28 protein-coding genes are annotated in these 25,066 nt (G+C 59.2%); 11 read left to right on the top strand and 17 right to left on the bottom strand.

All coding sequences use genetic code 11. From position 1 onward, the window contains the following. The first annotated feature begins 49 nt into the window (after positions 1 to 49). From D7S89_RS16500 to D7S89_RS16490, 3 genes are all read left to right on the top strand, one after another. Positions 50 to 811, top strand: a complete 762-nt coding sequence (locus D7S89_RS16500) for an SDR family oxidoreductase (protein WP_121278877.1) — start codon at positions 50 to 52, stop codon at positions 809 to 811. A gap of 40 nt (positions 812 to 851) precedes the next feature. Then, a complete protein-coding gene (locus D7S89_RS16495; RefSeq protein ID WP_121278875.1) occupies positions 852 to 1,256 on the top strand; it encodes a nuclear transport factor 2 family protein in 405 nt (134 codons plus the stop codon). An 85-nt stretch (positions 1,257 to 1,341) separates the two neighbouring features. Then, on the top strand, positions 1,342 to 2,415 hold the full coding sequence (locus D7S89_RS16490) for a Vgb family protein (RefSeq protein ID WP_121279026.1): 1,074 nt from the start codon (positions 1,342 to 1,344) through the stop codon (positions 2,413 to 2,415). 44 nt (positions 2,416 to 2,459) lie between these two features. Here D7S89_RS16490 and D7S89_RS16485 read toward each other — a convergent pair whose 3' ends face one another. The 3 genes from D7S89_RS16485 to D7S89_RS16475 all read right to left on the bottom strand — a co-directional run bounded on the left by D7S89_RS16485 (position 2,460) and on the right by D7S89_RS16475 (position 5,088). After that, positions 2,460 to 3,629 (bottom strand): GGDEF domain-containing protein, encoded by a 1,170-nt coding sequence (locus tag D7S89_RS16485; RefSeq protein ID WP_245982975.1) that lies wholly within the window; start codon positions 3,627 to 3,629, stop codon positions 2,460 to 2,462. A gap of 249 nt (positions 3,630 to 3,878) precedes the next feature. Beyond that, positions 3,879 to 4,451, bottom strand: a complete 573-nt coding sequence (locus D7S89_RS16480; protein ID WP_121278873.1) for a GNAT family N-acetyltransferase — start codon at positions 4,449 to 4,451, stop codon at positions 3,879 to 3,881. Positions 4,452 to 4,551: 100 nt separating this feature from the next. Further along, positions 4,552 to 5,088 (bottom strand): GNAT family N-acetyltransferase, encoded by a 537-nt coding sequence (locus tag D7S89_RS16475; protein ID WP_121278871.1) that lies wholly within the window; start codon positions 5,086 to 5,088, stop codon positions 4,552 to 4,554. A 126-nt stretch (positions 5,089 to 5,214) separates the two neighbouring features. Between D7S89_RS16475 and D7S89_RS16470 the strand changes: the two genes are divergently transcribed. Continuing rightward, positions 5,215 to 5,721, top strand: a complete 507-nt coding sequence (locus D7S89_RS16470; RefSeq protein WP_183085234.1) for a GNAT family N-acetyltransferase — start codon at positions 5,215 to 5,217, stop codon at positions 5,719 to 5,721. A gap of 129 nt (positions 5,722 to 5,850) precedes the next feature. Here D7S89_RS16470 and D7S89_RS16465 read toward each other — a convergent pair whose 3' ends face one another. From D7S89_RS16465 to D7S89_RS16450, 4 genes are all read right to left on the bottom strand, one after another. Further along, a complete protein-coding gene (locus tag D7S89_RS16465; protein WP_121278867.1) occupies positions 5,851 to 6,588 on the bottom strand; it encodes a hypothetical protein in 738 nt (245 codons plus the stop codon). A 1-nt stretch (position 6,589) separates the two neighbouring features. Beyond that, positions 6,590 to 6,838 carry a hypothetical protein gene (locus D7S89_RS16460; protein ID WP_121278865.1) on the bottom strand — a complete coding sequence of 83 codons (249 nt, stop codon included), beginning with the start codon at positions 6,836 to 6,838 and terminating at the stop codon, positions 6,590 to 6,592. Between the two features lie 361 nt (positions 6,839 to 7,199). Continuing rightward, positions 7,200 to 7,445: a DUF3079 domain-containing protein gene (locus tag D7S89_RS16455; protein ID WP_121278863.1), complete on the bottom strand. Its 246-nt coding sequence runs from the start codon at positions 7,443 to 7,445 to the stop codon at positions 7,200 to 7,202. A 246-nt stretch (positions 7,446 to 7,691) separates the two neighbouring features. Further along, positions 7,692 to 7,958, bottom strand: a complete 267-nt coding sequence (locus D7S89_RS16450; protein ID WP_121278861.1) for a DUF1488 family protein — start codon at positions 7,956 to 7,958, stop codon at positions 7,692 to 7,694. Positions 7,959 to 8,254: 296 nt separating this feature from the next. On the opposite strand from D7S89_RS16450, the gene D7S89_RS16445 reads away from it, so the two are divergent. Beyond that, positions 8,255 to 8,833, top strand: coding sequence for a peroxidase-related enzyme (locus D7S89_RS16445; protein ID WP_121278851.1), 579 nt, complete (start codon positions 8,255 to 8,257; stop codon positions 8,831 to 8,833). A 34-nt stretch (positions 8,834 to 8,867) separates the two neighbouring features. On the opposite strand, the gene D7S89_RS16440 is transcribed toward D7S89_RS16445, so the two are convergent. Beyond that, positions 8,868 to 9,815, bottom strand: coding sequence for a pseudouridine-5'-phosphate glycosidase (locus D7S89_RS16440; RefSeq protein WP_121278849.1), 948 nt, complete (start codon positions 9,813 to 9,815; stop codon positions 8,868 to 8,870). 213 nt (positions 9,816 to 10,028) lie between these two features. On the opposite strand from D7S89_RS16440, the gene D7S89_RS16435 reads away from it, so the two are divergent. Then, on the top strand, positions 10,029 to 10,763 hold the full coding sequence (locus D7S89_RS16435; RefSeq protein WP_121278847.1) for a hypothetical protein: 735 nt from the start codon (positions 10,029 to 10,031) through the stop codon (positions 10,761 to 10,763). Between the two features lie 113 nt (positions 10,764 to 10,876). On the opposite strand, the gene D7S89_RS16430 is transcribed toward D7S89_RS16435, so the two are convergent. The 4 genes from D7S89_RS16430 to D7S89_RS16415 all read right to left on the bottom strand — a co-directional run bounded on the left by D7S89_RS16430 (position 10,877) and on the right by D7S89_RS16415 (position 14,592). Continuing rightward, the gene (locus D7S89_RS16430; protein ID WP_121278845.1) at positions 10,877 to 12,010 is read right to left on the bottom strand and encodes an alpha/beta fold hydrolase; all 1,134 of its coding nucleotides are present in this window, start codon (positions 12,008 to 12,010) and stop codon (positions 10,877 to 10,879) included. Positions 12,011 to 12,142: 132 nt separating this feature from the next. Beyond that, entirely contained in the window at positions 12,143 to 12,469 is a 327-nt protein-coding gene (locus D7S89_RS16425) for a hypothetical protein (protein WP_147426688.1), read from the bottom strand. 38 nt (positions 12,470 to 12,507) lie between these two features. Continuing rightward, entirely contained in the window at positions 12,508 to 13,635 is a 1,128-nt protein-coding gene (locus D7S89_RS16420) for a porin (RefSeq protein ID WP_121278841.1), read from the bottom strand. A 288-nt stretch (positions 13,636 to 13,923) separates the two neighbouring features. Then, positions 13,924 to 14,592: a flavin reductase family protein gene (locus D7S89_RS16415; RefSeq protein WP_121278839.1), complete on the bottom strand. Its 669-nt coding sequence runs from the start codon at positions 14,590 to 14,592 to the stop codon at positions 13,924 to 13,926. 178 nt (positions 14,593 to 14,770) lie between these two features. Here D7S89_RS16415 and D7S89_RS16410 point away from each other — a divergent pair, with 178 nt between their 5' ends. The 4 genes from D7S89_RS16410 (at position 14,771) to D7S89_RS16395 (ending at position 18,424) form a co-directional block, all read left to right on the top strand. Then, a complete protein-coding gene (locus D7S89_RS16410; RefSeq protein ID WP_121278837.1) occupies positions 14,771 to 15,403 on the top strand; it encodes a helix-turn-helix transcriptional regulator in 633 nt (210 codons plus the stop codon). Beyond that, entirely contained in the window at positions 15,393 to 16,364 is a 972-nt protein-coding gene (locus tag D7S89_RS16405; protein ID WP_121278835.1) for an ornithine cyclodeaminase family protein, read from the top strand. The genes D7S89_RS16410 and D7S89_RS16405 overlap by 11 nt, the downstream gene beginning before the upstream one ends. A 153-nt stretch (positions 16,365 to 16,517) precedes the next feature. Next, complete coding sequence (locus D7S89_RS16400; protein WP_121278833.1) at positions 16,518 to 17,492, top strand: threo-3-hydroxy-L-aspartate ammonia-lyase; 975 nt, start codon at positions 16,518 to 16,520, stop codon at positions 17,490 to 17,492. 80 nt (positions 17,493 to 17,572) lie between these two features. Further along, positions 17,573 to 18,424, top strand: coding sequence for an IclR family transcriptional regulator (locus tag D7S89_RS16395; protein WP_121278831.1), 852 nt, complete (start codon positions 17,573 to 17,575; stop codon positions 18,422 to 18,424). A 69-nt stretch (positions 18,425 to 18,493) separates the two neighbouring features. On the opposite strand, the gene D7S89_RS16390 is transcribed toward D7S89_RS16395, so the two are convergent. From D7S89_RS16390 to aqpZ, 5 genes are all read right to left on the bottom strand, one after another. After that, a complete protein-coding gene (locus tag D7S89_RS16390) occupies positions 18,494 to 19,729 on the bottom strand; it encodes an MFS transporter (RefSeq protein WP_121278829.1) in 1,236 nt (411 codons plus the stop codon). Next, positions 19,726 to 20,262 (bottom strand): Atu1372/SO_1960 family protein, encoded by a 537-nt coding sequence (locus D7S89_RS16385; RefSeq protein ID WP_121278827.1) that lies wholly within the window; start codon positions 20,260 to 20,262, stop codon positions 19,726 to 19,728. Before D7S89_RS16385 ends, D7S89_RS16390 begins: the two co-directional genes overlap by 4 nt. Positions 20,263 to 20,352: 90 nt before the next feature. Next, positions 20,353 to 20,829 carry a VOC family protein gene (locus tag D7S89_RS16380; protein WP_121278825.1) on the bottom strand — a complete coding sequence of 159 codons (477 nt, stop codon included), beginning with the start codon at positions 20,827 to 20,829 and terminating at the stop codon, positions 20,353 to 20,355. A gap of 340 nt (positions 20,830 to 21,169) precedes the next feature. Next, complete coding sequence (locus D7S89_RS16375) at positions 21,170 to 22,522, bottom strand: cupin domain-containing protein (RefSeq protein ID WP_147426687.1); 1,353 nt, start codon at positions 22,520 to 22,522, stop codon at positions 21,170 to 21,172. A gap of 384 nt (positions 22,523 to 22,906) precedes the next feature. Continuing rightward, on the bottom strand, positions 22,907 to 23,605 hold the full coding sequence (gene aqpZ, locus D7S89_RS16370) for an aquaporin Z (RefSeq protein WP_121278821.1): 699 nt from the start codon (positions 23,603 to 23,605) through the stop codon (positions 22,907 to 22,909). A gap of 682 nt (positions 23,606 to 24,287) precedes the next feature. On the opposite strand from aqpZ, the gene D7S89_RS27490 reads away from it, so the two are divergent. Beyond that, positions 24,288 to 24,446, top strand: coding sequence for a hypothetical protein (locus tag D7S89_RS27490; protein ID WP_183085233.1), 159 nt, complete (start codon positions 24,288 to 24,290; stop codon positions 24,444 to 24,446). Positions 24,447 to 25,066: the final 620 nt, after the last annotated feature.

The following is a 25,066-nucleotide window of genomic DNA, read 5'->3' as shown; positions in this document are numbered from 1 at the left end:
CCCGGATATCGAGCCTTCATCCAATCCATATTGATCAGGAGTTCTTATCATGAAACTCAGCGGAAATACCGTGTTCATCACGGGTGGTACGTCGGGCATCGGTCGCGCACTTGCAGAGGCCCTCAACAAGCGCGGCAACAAGGTCATCATCGCGGGGCGGCGCAGGGCGTTGCTTGATGAGATCGCGAAGGCGAATCCCGGCATCGATACCGTGGAGCTCGAGATCGGCGACGCTGCGCAGATTCGCGAGGTCGCCGCGCAATTGATCGAACGCTATCCGACATTGAACGCCGTGATCAACAACGCCGGCATCATGCCGTTCGACGACGCCGGTGGGCCACTCGACGACGATCAAGCCGCCCATCTCGTCAACACGAACCTGCTTGGCCCGGTACGCGTCAGCGCGGCCTTCGTCGAGCATCTGAAGCAGCAGCCCGAGTCGTACCTCATCAACAACAGTTCGGTACTCGCGTACGTGCCGCTTGCGGCGACCGCGTTGTACTCCGCTACCAAAGCCGCGATTCACTCGTACACGCTGTCGCAACGCTTCGTGTTGCGCAATACGAGCGTCCGAGTGCTCGAAATCGCGCCGCCCTGGGTCGACACGGATCTCGTTCACAAAAGCGGCGACCCGCGCGCCATGCCGCTCGACGCGTTTATCGCCGAAACGATGACGCTCCTGGAAACGGCAACCACCGAGGTTGTCGTCGAGGCGGCCAGACCCCTGCGCGACAACGCGGGGCCCAACGAGCACGCGTTTGTCGAGCAGTTCAACCAGCTCATCCTCGACAACCCGATTCCCATCGAATAACGGCCGCTACACGACGCCAGCCATCACCGGAGTTCATGTCATGACTGCAACCCTTGAAGAGAAGAACACCGCATTCGTTCTCGAAGCATTGGACACGTTGTTCAACAAGAAGGACTACGCCAGGGCGGCGCAGTTCTGGTCCGAATCCTACGTCCAGCACAGCCGCCACGTTCCGGCCGGGCGGGAAGGGCTTTTCGGTCTCGTCCGTGAGCTTGCGGACATTCGCTTCGAATACGATATGGCGATTGCCAAAGACGACTTCGTCTGGGTGCACAGTCGGTACACCAGTTCGGCAAATCCCGCCGCCATGATCGCGCTGGACATCTTGCGCATCGAGGACGGAAAGCTCGTCGAGCACTGGGACGTGCTGCAGGACGAAGCGACGCGCAGCGAATCCGCTGGAGGTCATCCGATGTTCGGTGACACATTCCCCGACGAGCGGTAATGCTCGCGATATACCGCCCCATGGATAAGCGCACAATGAAGCTGCTTGCGCGTTTTGAGCCCATCCATGGGACATGGGGACGGACATGCTTCACATCGCGAAGGGAGCGGTTGCAGCGACGGTGCACGGGATGCTTGGATCTGGGTTTGCCCGGGTCTTTGCACTCGCGCTGGTGAGCGCCATAGCCACCATTGGTTTGGCGCAAGCGCAGTCGCAGTCGCAGCCTCAGCCTCAATCTACGTCTCAGTCGTTCGACACGTTCGCCGTTCCCTCCGGCAGCGCGCCGCATGATGTCGCGCCGGCGCCCGACGGCACCGTGTGGTACACCGCCCAGGCAAAAGGTGTCGTTGGACGGTTGGACCCGCGTGGCGGCAAGACCGACAGGGTCCTGCTCGGCGAGGGGGCCGCGCCGCATGGCGTGATCACCGGTCCCGATCAGGCGGCATGGATCACGGACGGAGGCCTGAACGCGATTGTGCGTGTCGACCCAAGGACGCTCGCGGTTACGCGTTTCCCGTTGCCGAAGGACCGGCCAAACGCCAATCTGAACACAGCGGTTTTCGACAAGCGAGGGCACCTGTGGTTTACGGGGCAAAGCGGAATCTACGGCGAGCTCGACCCGGCGAGCGGCCATATGCGCGTGTTCGATGCGCCGCGTGGGGCGGGGCCGTATGGCATCTGTGTCACCCCTGACGGCAGCTTGTACTTCGCGTCACTGGCTGGCAGCTATCTCGGCCGCATCGATCCCGCGAGCGGCGCAGCGCAGGTGATCGAGCCGCCGACGCCAAATCAGGGCGCACGCCGAGTATGGTCCGATTCGAAAGGACGCGTCTGGGTCAGCGAGTGGAACGCAGGAAAGGTCGGCGTGTTCGACCCGGCAACGCATCAATGGCGTGAATGGCCGTTGCCTGGGCGGGATCCGCATGCGTACGCGATCTTCGTCGACGACCGGGACATCGTCTGGCTCAGTGAATGGAGCGCCAACGCGCTAGTGCGCTTCGATCCTCGATCCGAGCGGTTCGATGTGGTTACGCTGCCTCGGCCACACGGGAACGTACGCCAGATGATGGGGCGACCGGGGGAGGTCTGGTTGGCTGAATCTGGTACCGATCATTTGCTGCGCTATCGGTCTCGGGGGGCCAATGCCAGCGGTAACTGATTCATATCGTTCCGATCCCGGATAGCTGTACGGCGTCCGGGTGCTTACGAAACCGAAGCCCGTTCGAGACTGCCTTGTGGCGGCAAGGCATATGCGCTCGGTGTCGCCTCGTGAACGCACACCCTGTTGCGTCCTGAACGCTTGGCCTCGTATAGCGCCATGTCCGCTCTCGTGCTCAGGTGGTCCAGGGTTTCGCCCGACCGCCAAGCGGCCAAGCCGCCGCTGATGCGGTATGTGCACGGCCCGGCAACGGTTGTCACGGGCTGTGCGATCACTGCGTTGCGCAGCCGCTCCGCGAAATGTCGCGCGTCGTCTAGCTCCGTTGCCGGCAGTAGCACGGCAAATTCCTCACCGCCCATGCGTCCGAGCACGTCGCTACGCCTCAGTTGCATTTGAGTCACGCGGACAAATTCTCGCAGCACGGCGTCGCCGCCAGCATGACCGAGCGTATCGTTGATGGATTTGAAATGGTCGAGGTCGACGATCAGGAGCGCGACCGGCAAATCCCGTCGGCTGGCTTCGGCCAACTGTGTACGTGCGACGGCTTCAAAGCCCTTGCGCGAGAGCGCGCCAGTGAGGAAGTCCCGATTCGCTGCCTCGCGCGCATCGGCGAGAAGTACCTCATGCACCATCATCATCGCGGACATCGACAGCGTGGGCAAAATTGCCGCCCCCGCGACCAGCAATATCACGCTGCCTGTGGAGGCGAACATCAGCGAGCTCGACGCGCCGTCCAACGTCATGAAATAGATCCCTCTTGCGACTTGGCATAGAGCAAAGAGGAATGCCATTACAGCGGTAACCCAATAGGGATAAGCGGACCGCCCGGATGGACGGTGTCGGAGAACCAGAAGCGCGACCGCGACGCAAACCACGGAACTGAACAGCGTTGTGACGAGTACGCGAATGGGAATGCTGTCGACGGCGTAACGCCAGTAGACAAGCGCCATTCCAAGCGGTAGAAGTGATGCGATCAGCGCTGGCCAGTGGGTGGGGCGCCCTAAAAAACGCGCGCAGCCGGCGTAATACGTGACGGCCGACAGTGCCATTAGCATGTTCGCGGCTACGACGGATAGGGTGTCTGGAATCCTGCCCCGCAGCAGGATAAGCGGCAATGCGATGACCATCGCGATATTGGCGGCAAGCCATTCGAGGACGCCGGGTATCCCAGATCGAAGGAGGGAGCCGAGCAGCACCAGCAGCACCGTGCTCATGAGTGCGGACGTGGCGATAGCCACTGCAGGATCTAGCATATGCATGAGACTGCCCGGAAGAAGTCGACAGGTCGGAGTCGAGTCCAATTGTTGTGGTGGATCGCCCGCCTGCCGTTGCCGCGCAGCGTCGTATTAGAAAGGCCAGCGGCTGAATTCGCGATTGTCGACGATCCAGGCACCGATGTCGAATGAGTGAAACTGGCTCGATGCGCAGTGTGACCGCAACATTACGAGCGCATCACGAGCGATTCAGCCTGCCGCCGATCCTGACTGCAATGGCTTCCATTCGCGCCTGAGAAGCCCATACACCCAGGAATCCGATATCTCGCCATCCACAATGCAGTCTTCTCGCAGCGTGCCTTCGCGGACGAACCGGAGCTTCTCCAGCACGCGGCTCGATGCCGTGTTGCGCGTGTCAGTCTCGGCCTGGACACGGTTCAGGTCGAGCGTGTCGAAGGCCCACTGCAACAACGCGGCTGCGGCTTCGGTGGCGAAGCCTTGGCCCCATGCGGCTTCATCGAGGCAGTAGCCCACCTTCGCGCTGCGATAGTCTGGATCCCATCTGATCAAACAGCACCAGCCGATGAACCCACCGTCGGCGGCGCGCTCGATGGCCAGCCGCGCGCCGGTGCCTTCCTGCTCAATCTGCCGACAAACCGCAATAAAGCGCTCCGCTTGCGCGCGCGTTTTCCAGGGCGGAGCGTCCCAGTAGCGCAACACGCGTGGGCTGCTTTGCAGCACGAAGATGGCGTCCGTATCGGCTTCGGTGAAAGGGCGCAATAGCAGGCGAGCGGTATGCAGCGTCGGGGTTGGCAAGGACATGGGCGCAATATGTACAGAAAGGATAGTCCATGAACATTGTCTTTGTCGGTATTGATCTTACCAAACGCGGTGTTTGCATTGCATGTCTCGATCACACGACTTACTTCGCAAGCCCCCGCCGATAACGAATTTCGTGGAGGAGCGAGCCACCAATTTCGACTGTCTTCAATTGCTCATCCGTGACGAAACCCGTGCGCTCGTAAAACGTTCTTGCTCGCCAGTTGTTGGTTAGCACCCAGAGCGATGCCTGTGTGTAGCCCATTTCCCGGAGCGAGCAGCATGCGTGCTCAATGAGCGACGTGCCGATCCCTTGCCCGTAACGCGAAGGGTGCAGATAGATCGCTTCGATTTCTCCCCATATTGCATCTTTGTCCGCATCCCGACATTGGCCGTATGCGGTCCAGCCCGCGAGTTCTTTGTCTACGCTGGCAAGCGCGACCTGAACCCTCCCCGCAGCGAGCGCATTGCGCCACGCGAGCACGCGTTTTTCTATCGACAGCCCCGCAAGGAACTGTGCAGGCATGATGCCTGCATAAGCGGCTTGCCACGACACGACATGGATTTCAGCGATAGCTCGCGCATCAATTGCCGTGGCCTGGCGTATTTCGATACTCGCAGCACTTGAATGAATGGGCATCAGACTGTTGAGGTAGCTTGATCACTGCTTTGGGCAACTTGTCATGGCAATGCCTTTACATGCCAATCGGTTGGGGAGTATAAATCTCGTCACCAATATCAACCGTTAAACGGACACCGCCGTTCTGTGATCACCGCCATTGAGCGAATCTCCGAAGAGCATATTGCTGGGTTTCACGCCTGCCTCGACGCTGTGGCGCGCGAGCAGATGCACCTAGGCCAAACACAAGCCCCTCCACTCGAACGAGTTGCGGAGTTTGTCCGCGCAAACATCCAAGGCAACTTGCCGCAATACGTCGCGTTGCATGGGGGACGCATCGTCGGTTGGTGCGACGCCATTCCACATTGGGCAGGCGCCTTGTCGCATCGGGCTGGCCTCGGAATGGGGGTATTGGCCGCGTATCGCGGCAAAGGGATAGGCACGCGTTTGCTTTCTCGAACTCTCGAGCACGCCCGCTCAATTGGGGTGAAGCGCGTCGATCTTGAGGTCCGCGCTGACAACACGGCGGCCATTGCCCTCTACACGTCGGCCGGGTTCAAGTTGGAGGGTCGCAAGTCAATGGGGCTATTTCTCGGCGGGCAGTACCACGACACCATTGAAATGGGGTTGATCATCGAGGCGAGTGCTGCATAACCAGTCTGTCAACACGAACCCAAACAGCGCATCTGGATTCCTCTGCTTGGCTCCGGCGCCTGTTGCATCCGACGTTGATGGTGGAAGTTGGCGTGCTCTGGAACACGGAGACACGCCAAGTGGTCGCCTTTAGACGCTGTGGAGATCCGCGGCGAGCTGCACGAGATTCAGGTTATTGTATCCGCCTGCCTCCTTGAACTCCTGGGGCAGGATTGCCCACGCTTCATCGCCATAGGTTTGCCACCAGTCGTATGCCATCGATTGCACGGCGTCCCAGGTGACGACATGAAGGTACTGCGCGTCGTAGCCAACGATTGTGATGGCGTGGCCCCCGACGATTGGTTGCGACTGCCACCCTTCTTCGAGCGACCAAGGCTTTCCATCGTCAAACTGGGTTTGCGCGTTTTGGGGCATCTGAATCCCGACATACGCAAGGCCATACACATATATGGCCTGCTTTAGCTGATTCAGGTCATGAACGTTGACCGGGGCGTACCCAACGATCTTGTTTCCCCACAGCCCTGTGCTTCGCCAAGTCTTAAGCACGGTTGATTCGATCAATCCCGAATCCGCGCCATGGGTCAGTTTGAGGTATTCGCCTACAACCGAAAGCTCGGTTGGCTCCGGATCACTTCGGTCGGTCACCGCGTTCCAGAGCTGGATTGAGTGGGCCGCGGCGGCCATCGTGCAGTCTCCATACTTGTCGTTGCCATCCATCGGCCAGCCGGCGACCTTGCTATAGTCGTTCACAACATCCGGAGGGGAAGGAAGTTCCATTCCCGGTTTCATGTATGTCTTCCAATCCTTCAGTCCCACTGGAAACTGCGGGTTTGCTTTGCCAAGAAGCCCATGCTTACGCTCGCTCATCTCATACCTCTGCACAAAGTTGTAAAGGGCTGAACGCCCCCAAGGAGCCCCGCTTCAATCCGTTTTCACGGCGGAAGTAATCACTGCCCCAAGTGGCAATTACCCTCGCGGCGGTGACCAGCCCGCCGTACTTCGCGTAGATCTGAGACGCTTGTTCGCCCGCTTCGGTCATGTTGTCGTTCGTGTTCTGAATCTCAGGATCGGACCCGTTTCGGATCGCATACCATGGCAGTCCAGGAACGCTTTCCATGACTTTCTATATGGCGTCGCCGATGTCGCACGCTCTATTACCCGGCCCGTACAACGGATAACGGTTCCTCGAGGCAGGTGGCCTTGAACCGCGGGTGAGGATCTGCGGGGTCGAAGTTCAGGAGAACATCGTGGACATCGAGAGTAGCCGCCATAGCAATCCATTTCGACACTTGTGTTGGACGGGACGGCCTTTTGCGGCACACTGAATGTGATAGGTGATCGGCGACTCGTCAGCCAGGCGGAAATGTGCGGTAAATCACAGTCGCTGGACTTTTTGAAGGATTCCGCAATCAAGGTTTCTTGTGTGTGTAAGGTCTGGTAGCGGCGCAATGAGGAACGAACATGTCCGCCCACGCCCGTCAAACTGAAGTGACGTTAGTCTCCTGGCCGGTGCCGGCACTGTTGGGCCTGACACATTTATCACCCGGGCTCACCTCGAGCCCCCAGTCACCCTGTTCGTACCAGTCGTCGCCGAGCAATTCGGCCGGATGCTGTGTGCGGCTCTGCCCGTTGCCGCAGCGCATGTCGCTGGCCGGGCAGTAGTGGTCACAGCCCCAGCAGATTCGCTCCGGATGTAGCGGGTGTAGTGGAAAAGCCTTAGCCATGCGTTTTCCCCAAGCAGTTCGATTGAGACAATCGCAAAGCATGATTATCCGGCCCTTGTCGTGGATCGGAACTGAGTCAGATCGACGCAGATGTAGAAGTCGATCTTCTACCGCGCAAGAATGGCCAGCAGGCTGACTCTGCCGATCAATGACGCGACTCGGGGACCGTAAATCGAGTAGCCGCTAGCTGGGGGACATCCTGGATTCCATGCCGGTGAACGACCTCGTTGTTTTCGACGCTTACCGTCAGTCGAGATCGCGGGTTTCCAGTTCGACGGACTGCCCGCCGTTCTTTTCGAGGGCTCTTCGTGCAGCAGCCTCGATTCTTGGGCGATGCGCCTCGAAGGACAGGATCAGATCGTGTGCGGAAGTCCCCGTGTTGCCGAAGTGATGGTTGAGCGCGTCCATGGACACGCTGCACCATACCGGCTTGCCTTCAACATTCGCTTCGAACGCGACGCGTGCCGCCGCGACGGCGTGGCGGCGGTTCGTGAATTCGATCGGCGTTGCCATGTCATTCCCCAGAAGGTTGAATCGCTGCAGCTGGAATCGTTGCGGCGGGATGCTCTTAATTTTTTACCGGAGCATGTCGACACAATCAAGCACTTGCGATGGCGCCTTGTCGCGGGCGCCGGGCTTGCGACCGCGCGGCGAGGCGGACGCTTCACGAATTATTCTGTTCTCCAAAGCAGTGATTTCGCGAAGCAGCTAGTTAACTCGTACAGGAGCGGACTGCCTGAAGAGATCGTCGCTCGCATTCGTGCGAACGTATCATGGGAACACGCTGCCAAACTTCCCAAGGAGAAACCATGATCGACACCGACTCCTCGAATATCAGCCGCTTTCCGGTTCCAGACCTCGCGAGCCTGCCCGATGACATCAGGCAACGGATCGATGCCGTGCAGGAGAAGGCGGGTTTCATTCCAAATGTCTTTCTCGCGCTGGCCCATCGTTCCGACGAGTTCCGGGCTTTCTTCGCCTACCACGATGCATTGATGGACAAGCCGGGCAACCTCACGAAAGCCGAGCGAGAGATGATCGTCGTGGCCACGAGCAACGCCAACCAATGCCAGTACTGCGTCATCGCGCATGGTGCCATTTTGCGGGTTCGAGCCAAGAACCCGTTGATCGCTGATCAGGTTGCCGTCAATTACCGGAAGGCGGACATTAGCGAGCGGCAGAAAGCCATGCTCGATTTCGCGATGAAGGTTTCGAACGCCGCGTACGCGGTGAACGACAGCGACTTCGAGGTGCTTCGCGGACACGGCTTTACCGATGAGGACGCTTGGGACATCGCTGCCATCGCATCGTTTTTTGGCCTATCGAATCGGATGGCCAACGTTACCAGCATGCGACCGAACGACGAGTTCTACACACTTGGAAGGTGAGCCGGCGCTTTTTCTAGATCTCGCGCTCGCGTGCCTACGCCGCACCTGCACCGTGCCCGGCGTTAGCCAATGCGAGCGCCAGCCTTGCTCCTACTTCGGCATTGTGCTTTACGAGTGCGATGTTCGTCGCCAGGCTTCGACCACCTGTCAGCGCCTTGATGCGGGCCAGCAGGAAAGGAGTGATGGCCTTGCCGGTGACGCCTTGCGCCTTGGCCTCGGCTAGCGCCTGCCGAGTCAGCGCGTCGATTTCTTCGGACGGCATCGCCGCCGCTTCCGGCACCGGCGTGCTCAACACCACGCCGCCCACGAGGCCCAGGTCCCACTTGGTGCGGATGAAGCGTGCCTGATCCGTTGCGTCGTCCAGCCTGAAATCCGCGCGATAGCCGCTGTCTCGCGTATAAAACGCAGCGAAATTGTCCTGCTCGCAACTGAGCACCGGTACACCGTGCGTTTCCAGATATTCCAATGTGAGCCCGATATCCAGGATGGACTTCGCCCCGGCACAGACCACCGCCACCGAGGTCTTTGCCAACTCTTGAAGATCCGCGGAGATGTCAAAGGTTTCCTGCGCGCCCCGATGCACGCCGCCCATGCCCCCGGTGACGAAGACCTCGATGCCGGCCAAGGCGGCACATATCATCGTGCCAGCCACCGTCGTGGCGCCGAGACCGCCGCTGGCCAGCACGGCCGGCAGGTCGCGGCGGCTGACTTTGTGTACCTGATCCGAACTGGCGAGCAGCTCCAACTCGTCGTCGGAAAGACCGATGCGGATTCGCCCACCGATCAGCGCAATCGTCGCGGGCTCGGCGCCCAAGTCACGGATCAACGCTTCCACTTCGCGCGCGGTGCGAACGTTCTCCGGGTAGGGCATGCCGTGAGCGATGATGGTCGACTCCAGCGCGACGAGCGGCCGGCCGGCGGCCTTTGCAGTGGCTACAGAGGCGCTGAACTTCAGCCAGGAGTGTGCGAGGTCTGCAACCATGTCCTGGGGGCTTAGGATGTCGTGGACTCGAGTATGCAGCATAAGGCTGCTTCACGGCTCATTGGCGAGCGCGGGGTGCGGTTCGCGGATTATTTTTGCTTGTCCCGAAAGATTCTGACCTTCCGGCCGACCAGCAACTCATCAGTTAAACCTGTTCGGACATTCGCAAGAAACCTGTAAAATTGCGATCGCCAGACTCAAGGGAACGATCCAATGAAAACGAAAATGATCGCAGCATTGCTGCTAGCCTACGGCATGCCGATTATGGCAATGGCGCAGTCGATTGCCGCGCCGACGTTGAGAGAGGGCGATTCCTGGACGTATGTCAATACGGAGGAAAGAGGCGCATCGGGATGGCACCAGACCCATGACGAGGTTGCCGTGCAACGCGTGACGGACTCGCACGTATATTTTTTTGCAAAGCAGGCCGGCTCCATGCAAAGCGGCAACGAGATCATCGCTGGTTCAGATTGGAGCCGCATACGCGAATTGAACGGTACCGACGTTGTCGTCAACCGGCCACTTGCCTTTCCGCTCGAGATAGGCAAGAGCTGGGTGGTTCAATTTACGGAACCCCATCCGAACGCGAAGATCAGCTCGGCGACGTGGACGACGAAATACAAGATCATCGGCTATGAAGACGTGCAAGTGCCGGCCGGCAAATTCCATGCATTGAAGATCGAAGCCGAAGGCGATTGGCGTGCCCAAGTGGCTCCGTCGAATACAGTCGTGCAGACGGCCCAAGCCGCGCCGGACGCGAGTACACTCGTCACGCAAACGCAGCGGAGCATACCGGAGACAACGGCTGGCCACACCTACAAGGCCTTCTGGTATGTGCCCGAAGTAGGTCGCTGGGTGAAGTCTGTCGAGGAGATATACAGCAGCAACGGTACGCGTAGCGAACGCTCTACGGCTGAACTCGAGTCGTACAAACGCACGGGGCAATAGCGAAGTCGACAGCAATTGCCATGGTCGAACCTTGCCTGTTGCGCATGGCTGAGTTCGACCTGTAAGTGATATCCCGCTCGCCACGAAACAGACATTTGGAATTCACGGCAAGCTCATCCAGCGTGGATAGTTGTCCCGCGCACGCGGGGCGGCAAAATACATTGAGCGAGCTTCGATGCAAAGCGGCTCGAAACACTATCGCCGTGCATAGCCAGGCGCAACCAAGCGAGCATTCCCGGAACCACACGGATTGATGCTTCTGCTGCGCAATGCCCCAATCCTCGCAGTAGCCACACTTGTGCGGATGGGTAACGGCTGAACACTTGTACGTCGCCGGACGGGATATACGGATCACAGTCTCCGTTCACGGCCAATAACGGCGCACAATCGGTACGATCGAGCAACCCCTGGTTCTTGAGCGAGAACATCTGCAGGAGCCGTTCTGTGCCTGCAATATCCGGCATACCCGGCAAGCGCGTGGCATTCGCGATGATACCGGTCATACCGTTCGGTAAGCGCGACGCGTGACTCGCATCCATCCGAGCTGCGCCGATTGGGCCTCCCCAATTGATGGCAGCATCTACATCGCCTCGTAAAGCCAGCTTTGCCGCCCAATGACCGCCGAAGCTTACGCCGACAATAGCCTTTCTTGCGGTCCCGCCGAGTTGAGACAATACGGTGTGATACACGGCGTCGCAGTCCGATTGCAACGGTAAGTCGGTCTCGCCCGTTCCCGGCATGTCCATTGCCACCACGGTAAAGCGTCCGTATAGCGCCAACGCAAGCGCTAAGCGATGCAACTCCATTTTTCCTGTATCAACTCCGCCGGTGAGGCACACCAGCGGATAATGGCCTTCTCGCTTCGGCCGGTACACGTGCACCGGAAAACGTGCGGTGCCATTGGCCGCAGCCCGGACCGCGATCCGTTCGAAACGTACGGGGAAGCTGGTCGAGGCGCGCATGAAACAATCCACCTGCTTGCGCAACGCCTCGTGTCGAAGCGGCGTACAAACCACAGGAAATCGTGCTGCAGCATAGAGCATCGAGGCCAATAACCAGCGTTTATCGGCCGCCGCCGCTGTGGCTTCCTGCGACCATTCATAGGTCCAGCCAGCCGGACCCTCACGCCAGTTATCCGTCACGCGTCGCTCGACCCGTTCAATGACGGAGCGCGGAATGCCCCAACGCAAGAACTGGATTCTTCGTTCGTCAAAGAGCTCGCGGGGATTTAGGGGAAAGACAAACATGATTGGGTTTTCAAGTTCGAACGTCTATTGTCGTCGATCTTTGCCCAGATAGGTTCGACGGTAGTCTGTCAATCCCCCGGTCCCATAACAAGGCGATGTTCGTAGGCGAACGTCCGCTAACCCAATCAGCACTCAGTGTCGAACCAGCGATGGATTGAGCTCGAGATAAAGCTGCACCAGCCATCGCTTCGGGCAGTTCTCCTTGACGACGACGCTTGGCTCCGGCGTTAGCCGCAAGACGATATACCCGTCCTTCTGCGCGTTGAGAAATGCCTGCTTCGCATCGGCCTGGACCCAGAAGCCGGCCAACATCGCGCTGACGAAGCTGAACAGCTGAATTGCCTCCGGCGACACATCTGGATCGATGTGGCGGGCAATCACGGTAAACACGACGGTCAGAACCTGGTTGGTCAGCATCGCGAGAAAGACGACCTTGAGGACCCCTCGAATTCGCATCATCGTGTACCTTTCATGCCCTACCGTTCATCACCGCTGCATCAGAAGCGATGCCGAATGCCCACAGTCGTCGCGACCTGATTGGGCGTCGTCGACTGCGCCAACCCGTTGATCTCCGCTCCCCCGAACGCCGAGTCCACGGGGGCACCATATGCGTGCTGGTACACACCCTCGAGATACACGTCAGTACGCTTGCTGAGCGAATAATCGGCCATCAGCGTGACTTGGTGCCACTTCGGGTGGGTCGATCCAGACGCACTGCTGTACGCACCTTCGGTGAAGGTGTAAGCACCGGAGAGCGACAATGCCGGGGTCAACGTATAGCGCGCGTTGAGTTCGTAGTTGTTGAAGTGCAGCGTATTCAACACGCCCGGCACCGATGCTGCCGTCGTGTTGTCGAACAACGTATGCGTCCAGAGGAGGCCGACCGTGGCCGGGCCGAACGTGTAGTTGCCGCCCACTCCCATGACACGCTGGCGCGCGGCGGGGAAGTTCGGCGCGTCGTTATTCGAGAGCGCGCCATTCGCGATCGAGCCGCCATTATTGAGCTGCAGGTACGCGGCCGCTAAATTGATCGGACCGTTGCTGTACGACACCCCAAAGCTGTAGGCGCGGTCGTTGGCGAAACGGCCAGCCTGATTGCTGAAGCCATACAGGCCGCCGAACTGCACGCCGGCATACGTCTGGCTCGTATATTTGATCGAGTTGTTGATGTAGAACGAGTCGTCGATATTGTCGTTATCGAACGGATGCGCAGCCAGGTTATTGCCGTCGCCGTTGTTCGCCAAGGCGATCGAGCCAAGGTAATCGACCACGGAGTCATACTGCCGGCCAAACGTCACCGTGCCATATTTGTCGTCCTGCAGACCGACATAGGCCTGGCGGCCGAAGCTGGTGTTGTTGTAGTAGCTCTTGCCGTTCTGGGAAAAGAACCCGCTTTCAAGACGGAAGATCGTATGGAGGCCTGCGCCCAGATCTTCGCTTCCCTTCAAGCCCCATACCGTGTTCGACAGCATGTTGCTATTTTCTTGCCACGCGCTATGCCCGCCTTGGTTGTTCGTATAAACGATGCCCGTATCGATCAAACCATAAAGGGTGACGCTGCTCTGTGCGTGAGCCCCTACCGCAAAAACGGCCAGTGTGGTCGCGCCAATGATCTTCTTTTTCACTTATCCATACTCCGGTGATGTCACCAACGATATCCATCAATCGTCCGAAAATGACGGACGTAATCGTTGACGAAGGGGCATCCCGGAGAATGGCCGCTCAATCACCGAACGTGTTCGTCGAAATGCGGGCGGCAGCGCTACCGTTCGCAAGCCAGTTGAACTGTGCGCCTCGTCGCGACTGCAGCCCGTGAGTCTATGGACACTGCCGGTGCAATTCACCCCAAAATTTGCCCATACCGCATAAAAAGGGTGCAAATTTCATTCGACATGCTGAGGACTGCCAGCCTCTCACGCGCGATCGATGTCGGAGCTGCGATACGCTTGCTCTGGGATCTCTGCAAGCCTGGACGGATGTATTTGGCCAGGGTTAAGACCATAAAATTTTTGAAAACTCATGATGAGCGGTGACCACTTGTCCGGGTCGATCCGATCGCGATGGCCGTCCATCAGCAAGTCCTGCTGAACATGGACTCGCCGAATTCTCACCTCAAAGATGCCAATTCCCCCACGCCCTTTAGGCGAGTCCTCGGCAACACCGTGATGTGCAGCAACGACTGCTTCCATGTGAACAGGGCACTCGAGGGCGCGAGGGGGCGCTATCGTTTCCGACGGCACTTCAGTCAGCCCGGCAACGCCGAATTTGTTCGGCTCAAAGACGTAGCCTTTTTTCTGTTTCCCTCCCGGCACCGGATTGCGGCCCGTGGTACGCGCTATGCGGTCGACTGCCTGCACCTGCGCCGTCGATGGAAGATTCAGTACGCACTCTCCGGTCCGAATCATGTTTTGCGTGGTTTGGGAGCTCATTCCGAGTCCGAGGATGCAACGCCAGCCTAGCCAGAACGCCGATGACATCGGCGCCAGGTTTGCGGTTTTATCTTCGTTCACGGTGCTGATCAGTACCACTGGCGTGCCGAAGTAGAGGATGTTCGGCTCGATCGAGATATGCGGGGAGGTCATCTTCGTGTCCCGTGTCGTTGGGAAGGCGAATGCGAATCTATCTCGCTCGCTACCGCACGGCCCTCCGATTGTTGCGACGTAATTCCACTTCGAGTCACTCCACGATGACCACCACGTCGCGCACCCACACCCCAAGAATGGCTGTACAATATGGTCAACATTAGACAATTCGTCCAATATGGCTAAGCGCAAAGTCAAATCCGAGCAAGAATCGCTGCTGGAGCAAGTTCAGTGCATTGCACAAGGGCTCGGCGAAATGTTCGCTCCCTTCACGGAGGTGGTGGTCCACGATCTGCGCTCGCCGGAGCATTCGATCCTCGCGATCCACAACAACCTCTCCGGGCGGTCTGTCGGCGATCCGACGACCGAGCTTGGTCTAGCCCGTATCGCCGACGACGACTATCCCCAGCTTCTGTCCAACTACCCCAATCGATTCTCGGATGGTCGCACGGCGAAAAGCACGTCGATCGGGATAAAGGATTCCACGGGGCGCTATGTCGCAGCGCTGTGTCTGAACGTCGACGTGACGTTGTTCCAAGGCATACAGGGGATCCTGACCCAGTTCTGTCAAGCAGAAGGCGCTCCTGTCAAGGAAACGCTGGATCCCGCCAATGCGAATGCGATCCGGGACCGCATCGACAAGTTCGCCATGAACCTGGCGACGACGCCGCGGCTGCTCAAGCTCGAGCAGCGCAGGGCGTTGATGCAGGAGTTGAAGGAAGAGGGATATTTGGAGGTGCGCCGCGCGATGGAGATCGTCGCTCAGCATCTCGGTGTTTCACGTGCGACGGCCTACAACGATGCCAGGTAATGCTCAGCTGCTTCTTCTCGACAAGGACGTAGTCGAGAGCCTGCTCATCGCCAACGATGTTTTAGCGGCTGTCGAGCGGGCGTTCGAACTTCATCGGCTCCGTAAAGGACGTGTGTTTCCGCTAATCCGCGAGCGTCTGGAAACGGGGGGCGTTTTCGGGATCAAGGCAGGAGATGTCCAGTCCGAGTCGCTGCTGGGATTCAAAGCCGCTGGCTTCTGGCCATCGAACCGAAACCAAGGCGGCGAGCCTCATCAAGCGACGATCATGCTGATCGATCCGGCAACGGGACGCCCACTGTGCGTGATCGACGGCAACGCCATCACGACGATGCGCACGGGGGCGGCTGGTGGCTTGGGATTGCGTGCGTTGGCGCGGCCGGACAGTCGGCGCCTCTGTTTATTTGGCACTGGGGTTCAAGCGCGTATTCAAGTCACATTCGCGCTACACATGATGCCTGCGATCTCATCCGTGCAATATGTCACGGCGCGAGGCACGGCCGATGCGCGCTTCGAATCGCATTTCAATGATCGGTGTGCGATTTCCCATGCGACCGACGCGGACGATGCCGTTGCGACCAGCGACCTCATCATCACGGCAACACCCGGCGGCGGTCCGCTGTTCGGTGCGGCCGCGGTTCAGCCTGGTACGCACATCAATTGCGTCGGCGCGGATACCAAGGGCAAGCGCGAGTTGCCGGAGGGCTTTCTCGAGCGGGTGCGGCTGTTCGTGGACGACGAAGCTCAGGCTCGCCAAATCGGAGAGACCCAATGGGCACCCGATGTCGCCTGCGTTGAACTGGGCGATGTGCTTGGAGCGCCCGAGAAAATGATTCGTCATCCTGACGATATTACCGTGTTCGACATGACCGGGCTCGCTTTGCAGGACTTGACGGTGGCTCGGATGCTGTACGAACAGGCGGCCAAGTCCAATCTGGGCGCGCGTATTCCGTGGCCTTGGTAATCATCTGTTCGATTGCTGCAGTCGAATAGGCTCAGGGTAGGTGTGATTGACGAAATGTCTTGAGATATACATACTGTCTAACATCGATGTCCACAAGCAGCCCACGCCTTCGCGTGCCGCAGTTACCGAGCGATTTTTCGAGTCGAGTCCCCTATGAATCACATGTCTCTTCCCACGTTTGCAGACGTCGCGGCCGCTGCCGCCCGAATCAAGGGCTACGCTCACCGGACGCCCGTGATGAGTTCACGAACGCTCAACGAGGAACTCGGTGCGGAAGTCCTGTTCAAGTGCGAGAACTTCCAGCGGATGGGCGCCTTCAAATTCCGTGGCGCCTTCAGCGCGTTATCGAAGTTCGATGAGGCTCAGCGCAAGGCTGGTGTAGTGACGTTCTCGTCCGGTAACCACGCCCAGGCCATTGCTTTGTCGGCCAAGCTCCTCAACATGCCGGCGACGATCGTGATGCCTCACGACGCGCCCGCGGCGAAAGTGGCTGCGACCAAAGGGTACGGCGGCAATGTCGTGATCTATGACCGCTACAAGGACGATCGCGAGCAAATCGGGCGCGACCTCGCCGAGAAGCATGGACTTACGTTGATTCCGCCCTACGATCATCCTGATGTTCTTGCCGGGCAGGGCACGGCGGCGGCCGAACTGTTCGAGGAAGTCGGTCCGTTGGATGCGCTCTTTGTTCCGCTCGGTGGGGGCGGGCTGCTATCCGGTTCAGCGCTTTCGACCCGCGAGCTGTCACCGAACGCTCAGCTCTACGGCGTGGAGCCGGAAGCCGGAAACGATGGTCAGCAGTCCTTCCGTTCCGGGACGATCGTTCATATCGAGACGCCTAAAACGATCGCGGATGGCGCTCAAACTCAATACTTGGGCAACTACACGTTTCCGATTATCAAGCGGGACGTCAACGACATTCTGACGGTCAGAGATGCCCAACTCGTCGACTGCATGCGCTTTCTTGCTACCCGTATGAAGATCGTCGTTGAACCCACGGGTTGCCTTGGTTTTGCCGCAGCGAGACAGATGAAAGATCAACTCAAGGGCAAGCGTGTTGGTGTGATCATCAGCGGTGGCAACGTCGACCTCGAGAAGTTTTGCGCGCTGATGTCGCAGTCGGCATGAGGTGCTGGACCAGCCAGCGTTTGCAGGTGCGCACAAATAGCGAGATAATCGAGAAACGTTATTGACATATTGTCAACTGCATGTGCGCAACCAAAGTCAAACCAAAACCTGAGTTGAGCGCCCTCGATGTCGTGGAAGACAGCGTTCCTGTCCGGCGGGAAAAGCCGGATACGACGATCATTCTGTCGTTGGAAAAAGGGCTGGGTATCTTCGAACATATCCTGCAGGCTGGCCGGCCGCTCAAGCTCCATGAAATCGTCGAACACTTCGGGATCGACAAGAGCTCTGCGTTCCGGTTCCTCAACACACTCGAGCGCGCGGGTCTCGTCAATAAGCACAGCGCGCTGAAGACGTATACCGTCGGCCCGACGCTGGCGACCTGGGCACGGCTGGCCCGAACAGATACGTCGTTCGTCGAGACGGCCCGGCCGCTTCTGAAAAAACTCTCGACGATGACCAAGCAGACGTCGCATCTTGCCGTGCTGCAAAACGATCGCGTGGTGCTGATCGAGGTCATGCTTGCCGACAACGTGGTCTCGGTCAAGCAGACGGCAGGCGACTGGGATCCGTTGTACTGCTCGGCCGTGGGCAAGGCGATACTCGCGTTCCTGCCTGAGCAGGAGCGAAATCGCATGATTGCGCAGATCAGCTTCAAGGAGCTGACGCCAGCGACGATCACCACGCCGGAGATGCTGCGCGTCGAGCTCGAGAAGGTTCGCGAGGAAGGGCTGGCGTTCGATCTGGGCGAGAGCAATCCGCAGCTGTGCTGTATTGCTGCGCCGGTACTTGATAGTCGAGGTCATGCGGTCGGATCGATCGGCGTTTCGATGATCTATCCGCTCTTTCCAGACGGGCCACGTGCCCAAACGGCGTATACCCGCGCGGTTTCGGAAACGGGGCGCGAATTGAGTGCCGCCCTGGCGCGAACATGATCCCATCGGCGCTTGCCACTTAATGTGCTCTGCGCGAACGGTTCGGTTCGATTCGCGCAGAGCGGTACGCTACACACGCTCGGTAGATACCTCGAGCGTGATGGGGCAATAGCCACCTCGCAGTGCGAAGAGCAGGCAAAGCGCGGCGAAACCCACGGTCAACGCGGCAGGCAATACCGCCAGCGCTTTCATTGCGCCGTTTGGCCCAAGCTGATCCAGGTTGTGCCCGATCACAGGTAGTGCAACGGCAATCGACAGGAACCCAGCTCCGCCCATCAGACCCAGACACAAAGGGCCTCCCTTCGGAAAGCGTTCGGAGGTGATGCCGAGCATCGTAGGCCAGAACATCGACTTGCCGATGCCGAACAGCGTTGCTGCGGCAAACGCGGCAAGCACTGGGGCGCCGGGCGCGAGTGTGCCAAGCAACCACAATCCTGCAGCGCACAGTGCGCTACAGACCGAGAGTCCGAAGAACGGTGATCGGTGCATGACGCGGCCGCACGTCGTTCGCATGATAAATACCAAGCCCGCCGTGTAGATAAGAAACAGGATTCCGTCGACGCCGGTCAATTGCTTCATGATGGTTGGGAACCACTGGTCGGCCCCCAGCTCGGTGATGGCCGTCAACCACATGAAGCAGAACATCACGAGGAACAGCGGGTTGACCGTCTCGCGAGCCATCTCACGCGAAGAGACGCGGCGCGCGGTGCGCTCGGTGGGCGGAAAAGTTTGATTCCACGACATCGCCATGTAGGCCAACGTAGGCAGTGCGATTGTGAAGAGCTTGATCTGCCAGGGCATGTGGAGGTTCGTGAGCGCAAGCGCAACCAGACCGCCGAGGATCATCCCCGCTGGCCACCACGCGTGCAATGCATTCAGCCGCGTCGTTTTGCGATCGCTGTACAGGGTAGCCACAAGTGGATTGACCACGCCTTCGACCAGCCCCTGGCTCAGTCCCATCATGAGGAAGCCGAGGTAGAGCGTCGTCGTGCCGGCGCAGCCGAAGATCGACTCGACGTGGCCGACAGGATGCGGGGCGAGGAGGATCAGCGCGAGGCTGGCCAGAAAGCCGAATCCCGATGTGAGATACAGGCGGCGCATCCCGATGAAATCGACGACGATGCCGCTGACGAAAACTGAAGCGGTAAACCCAAAAAAAGCCGGCCCCCAGATCAGCCCCATCTGCTCGGCAGTCAAATGAAACGCACTGCGCAAACTCGCTTCGATGTCGCCTCGAATGGCGAAGACCATCGCAGTGGTCATCATCGAGAGGCAACTGGCGGCAAAGAGACGGGCGCGATTCATGATGCCTTCCCTTGGTCGAAGAGTTCCGCGAAGAAGCCGAGCATCACCGGTGCATCGAGCGGCATCACGAGATGACCGAGCGCAGTGCGGGCGTGTGCTCCGCGCTCACCCAATACGTCGTTCAACAGGTTCGACGAAGCGTCCAGCACACGTGGGATATGGGCAAAGCCCTCGACGCAGCCGACGTGACCATCGATCCTGATTACGCGAAAACCATCGAACGATCCAGCGGCTTCGGTTAGCTGTGCCAGACCGTTGAGCGCGCAGATACGCGCGGCTTCCATGCCTTGCTCGAGCGAAACACCTTCGCCGAGACGGCCCTTATGTTGCAGGACCCCGTCTTTGAACGGCAGCTGAAATGACGTCGTAACGTAGGGGCCGAATCGCGCCCATGTCTGGTATGCGCCTACTGCCGCAGGCGCTGCGGGTAGCGTATACCCGAGCGCGGCGAGCCTCGTGGGGCCCGATGCGGTGGTGGGCGATGGCGACGCAACGGAGGCCGACACGGCCGAAAGGGGAATAGACAGAGTCATCCGATGTCTCCTGATTGGGGCTAAAACGCGATAGATCGACGGCTTCCGCCGTTCTTGTCGTTGTGCGAAATCGCGTGCTACTTGAACGCACTACATGGAATCTCCCGCGACCGCCGGGGACGGTGCGTATTCCGCATGCCCGACCCACGAGGCCATCTCGGCCGTCGAAAAGATGAATTCGACGGTGATGCCGTTCGGCTCGAGGACAAATACCTGGTGCTCTCCCAGATCCGGCACCGTGCGTGCGCGATAACCCACGCCGAGTCGGCGCAAGCGTGCTTCGAACGCGGGGAGGTCGGTGCAGCGGAATGCGATGTGATCCAGTGGGCCTGCCAAAGCGGTGCCCGAGGTGTCGCGTGTCCCCAGATAGGCAAGAAGATGCGTGTCGTCTGGTTTGTCCTCGATCAGATGCAGCGCCGCCCAGTCGCCCCAGTACATCCAGCGGCCGTCGAAGCGAAACGACGGCCGAGGCCCGGTTTGTAAGCCGACCACCTGCTCGAAGAAAGTGGTGGTCTGTTCCAGTTTGGGGGTGCGCAGCGTGAAATGGTCGAGCCTGGAGATTTTCATGAGATCACATCGTTGATAAATAATCCACGATGTGGAGTATAAAGAAACAATCTGTCGGTGCCAGGAAGGGTAAACCCGGTCGGCGCTAGGGGCGACTTGGGGGCGAGGGAACGGCGGGTGGGTGGTGGTGCCGAGCGACTACGGAATGGCGGAGACGATGGCTTGAGCGTGATCGGGCGTGACTGTCGCGTCGGCAAGAGGAAAAATACCGTATGCGATCGGCTTGATTAGTAGGTGTACTAACTAAAAAATCTGTCGTTATAGACCGGAGTATTCGCTTCGGCTTCGGCGCCTACTCCGGTCCCATGCAACACTCACGGATGACTATCTGGACGGAGTCTTAGCGCCCTTTGGCCTTGTCCCATTCCGCACGGATCAGTGCGCGGAATTCCAGGTACTCCCAATCGGAGTTCGGCGTGAACTGCTTGATCTCGTCGCCGTCGACATAGTCGAAGTACTCCCAATGCACGGTGTCGTCGTCCGGATAGCGGTAACACTGAATCGTTGCCGTCATATTGCCCGCCGGGTTGTGATTGACGAGCTTATGCACCTGGTAGTACTCGGGCGTCAGGTAGGTCACTTCGCCCTTGTGAAACACCGCTTCGGTGAAATAGTCGGTGATCTTCGGGCTCAGTTCCGGATACAGCTCGACCCAGATATCGCCGTGCAGCACCTTGATCACTGCGCACGCCTCGCCGTGATCGTGGATCGGCGAATAGTGGTTGCCGGGCCAGATCTCGAGCACGTAAGGGGAGCCTGGCGAGTCGCCCTGGTTAGGGCCTATCGTGATGCGAAGATAGGTTTCGTTCGGCTCGTACTTGCCGAATTCGCTGGCTTTCTCCTTCAGCTTGTCGTAGCAGATGCAGCCCGGCGTGACGATGCTGTAGTCGATCGCGGCTGAGAAATCGGGGAAGTCCGGTGTGTCGAGCTCGATGGCGGGACCGGCGACGTTACCGTACAGCACCTGGCATGCGTCGGGTAGGCTTGCAATCACGGTCGCCTGATTGTGCGCAATCATGTCGAGCGTGATGCGGTCGCTTGGAACCAGCACTGGCGGCGGCGCGAGCACGACCGGCAGCGGCCATAGCAGGTGCGCGAGTGCGACTGGCAGCGGCTTGCCTGCCTGCGCTGCGAGCCCGATGTAGCGCAGGTTCTTGTACTTCCCGGCAGCGTCGCTCGCGGCTTGTTTGCGCGCTTCGCGGCGGGCCTTCGCGGTCGCGGTGGCCGGTAGCTCAGGAGGCGTGAACGGCGTGATCGGCAGCGGTGCCTCGAACACGACGAGCTGCGGCAGCATCTCTCCCTTGCCAAAGCGCACGCGTGCGTTCAGGTAGTCCAGGCTCATCCAGTATGAGATCGCCACCCCCGAGTCGAGCAGTGCTTTCTTCGCGGTAGTTTCGGCGATCACGCCGGCCTGGTCCGTGCCGTTGTCGCGGCGCAAGAGAGTCTTTTCGAGGCCGACCTCGAGCACGAGCAGCGTGCCGTCCAGGTTCTTTTCCGAGCCGAGCACGATACGGAAGGGGTGGTCGGTCTTGAACGTGAACGAGATCGTGCCTTGCCCTCGTACCGGGAATTCGTAATTGGTGAACGCAACGGGCCAGCCAGAGCCGGGCGGCGTATCGGCCGGCGCATGCGCGGGTGCTTGAGTTGGGAACAACTGTTGCAAGGGAGCACGTGTTTGCGGGACCAATGCCATGAGTGTTTTCTCCTGGTAACACGACAACAGGCGTGGGGAAACAGCAGGAAGCTTGTCGCGCCGATCGAGCAACGGCGAACAACTGATGCGCGGCAAGCACCCCCAGCAGTGATGAGGGCGCCCTCACTATAAATACGAGCCGAAGTTGCGTGGCCTGTCAGTGTTGTCAGGTGTACGGGGATGTCACGCCGCTTGTTGTCGAGCGCGATACTCGCCGCTTCACGTTTGATCGCTTCGGCCTCTTGACTCAGGTTATGCAGCTAAGCTATCGCCCCCGGGCTGGCTGACTTTCTTTTCGGCTACTGCGCCCAGGTGCTGCTTCAAGGACGCTTGGTCGGAGGCACTGTGATGCCTCTGGACCCGGCCCGAACCCTTACGCACCGTTCAGCGCTTGCGAGCGATCACCGGATAGATGACGCCGGCAACGACTGCGCCGACGAGCGGTGCGACCCAGAACAGCCATAGTTGCTGGATCGCTTCGCCACCAACGAAGAGCGCTGGGCCTGTCGAGCGGGCGGGATTGACCGAGGTGTTCGTGACGGGAATCGTCACGAGGTGAATGAGCGTGAGGCAAAGGCCGATCGCGATTGGCGCGAAGCCCGACGGTGCGCGCTCATCGGTGGCGCCGAGAATGACGAACAAGAAGCCTGCCGTCATGACTGCTTCGCAAACGAAGCTGGCCAACATCGAATAGTGACCCGGAGAGCGCTCGCCGTAACCGTTGGTGGCGAAGCCGCTGCCGACGGGATCGAATCCGGCATGACCGGAAGCGATGATCCATAGAATCGCCGCGCCCAGCACTGCACCGAGAACCTGCGCGCCGATGTACGGCAGGAGATCTCGCCGCGGAAACCTTCCGGCGACCGTCAAGCCGAGGCTGACCGCAGGGTTCAAATGGCAGCCTGACACGTGCCCGATCGCAAAGGCCATCGTCAACACGGTGAGGCCGAATGCGAGCGCAACGCCCGCGAAGCCGATACCGAGAGCCGGAAATGCGGCGGCGAGGACGGCGCTCCCGCATCCACCGAACACGAGCCAGAAGGTGCCGATCATTTCGGCGGTCAGACGTCGAGACAAGTTCATGGGTGAGCAGTATCAGAAGAGGAGAGGGGCGCACGGATCGGGCGGCCAAGCGTCGTCTCGCGGCGCGATGGGATCCAACTCGCGCGTTGGATCGGCTGATGAAGAATGCCAGTTTTTCAGCTTAGTCTTTGTGAACAAACATTGCAAAAGTGCCGCACGGTGGACGCCTTTGCAATCGCCGCGCTGTGTCACTTGACGATTCTTCACGATCGCCGCGCCGATCTTGCGTAGTCTGCCGTGATTGCGAACTGCAGGCTTTTAAAGCTCCGCGGCTCGCGCAGCAAGGGCCACGTGCGGATTGCGGACGAGGCATGAAGCATCAGGCATGAGAGGTCGAGTGAGCGATTGCGAGGAAACGAAGAAACTGATCGAACGCGTGAAGCGCGAGAGCGCCGCCGCCTTGGCCATGGCCGAGGTGTATGGCCTGGCTCCTCACGCCAATAGAGTGGCCAACGAGACCGGCAATCTTGTCGCTGTGCCTGCCAAGGTTCGTGGGCGAGGGAGGTTGTCTCGCCAGCGCACGCATTTTCTTGCTGATGCCTCTATGTCACGGTCTTGGGGGACTTGAAGGTCCAAGTCGATTCGATATGCCGACTCGTTGTTGACAACTTCAGCTGCACGCATCGTTTCGAAAAGACCGAATGGTGCGTCTAGATTCTTAGCAACGCATAAGACGTTTTTCATGAAATCGACCTACTGGGCATCCTTCGCCCGAGCGACATTGTTTTATCTCGGCCTCGTTCCGGTTTTTGTGCAAATGCCATCCTCGCCTGAGCTTGATGACACGGTTACCGCACAGCTCATCGACAGCTTGATGACCGGCACAATGATTCAGCAATAAAGCGTGACGGGAGTGTGTAGGACGATGGCCAAGCCCGAGGAGTTTATCGTCGTGCGGCTTTTTCACCTCGATCCAGATTTACGGGGGGCGTGTGCATTCGCGATGACGGTTGAAAGAAGATAGACCGCAATGGCGCAAGCGACCGTCAAGCCGTCTGAACTGTCTTGGGACGCGTTGCCGTTACGCACGCGCGTTTTTTGAGCACTTGTGCAGTAGCAGCGTGTCGGAACCAGAAATTATGCTGGCATTGGCTATCGCGAATGAGCTCGACTTCGTGGCGCATCGATCGATCCGTACTCACGCTGTCGCGCAGATCCCGGGACGACCATGCTGCCAATTCGTTCCACCAGCGTTCGGTCCTCCACTCGGAGGCACTGGGCTTACACGAGAGCCGTACTGCTTTGCATGACGGGGCAATCCGTGCAATCCGCCGGGAAGTCCGAGCTGCTTTATTAACAGTGCCGTAATAAGAACAAGAACACGACCGTTAAGAAGCGCGCCTGTTATCCCGCGGCTGGCGTCAGGGAGCGTTGAATGTACTCACGCCGGCTTGCATCACTTCTGTTGTCTCCGTATCCGCTTCCAGCGTCGCGGTGACATTCACGACGCATTCCTCAAAC

This window comes from Trinickia fusca (assembly GCF_003628145.1).
Taxonomy (GTDB): Bacteria; Pseudomonadota; Gammaproteobacteria; order Burkholderiales; family Burkholderiaceae; genus Trinickia; species Trinickia fusca.
Note: the sequence above shows the minus strand (reverse complement) of the source record. Positions and strands in the feature narration are given on the sequence as shown.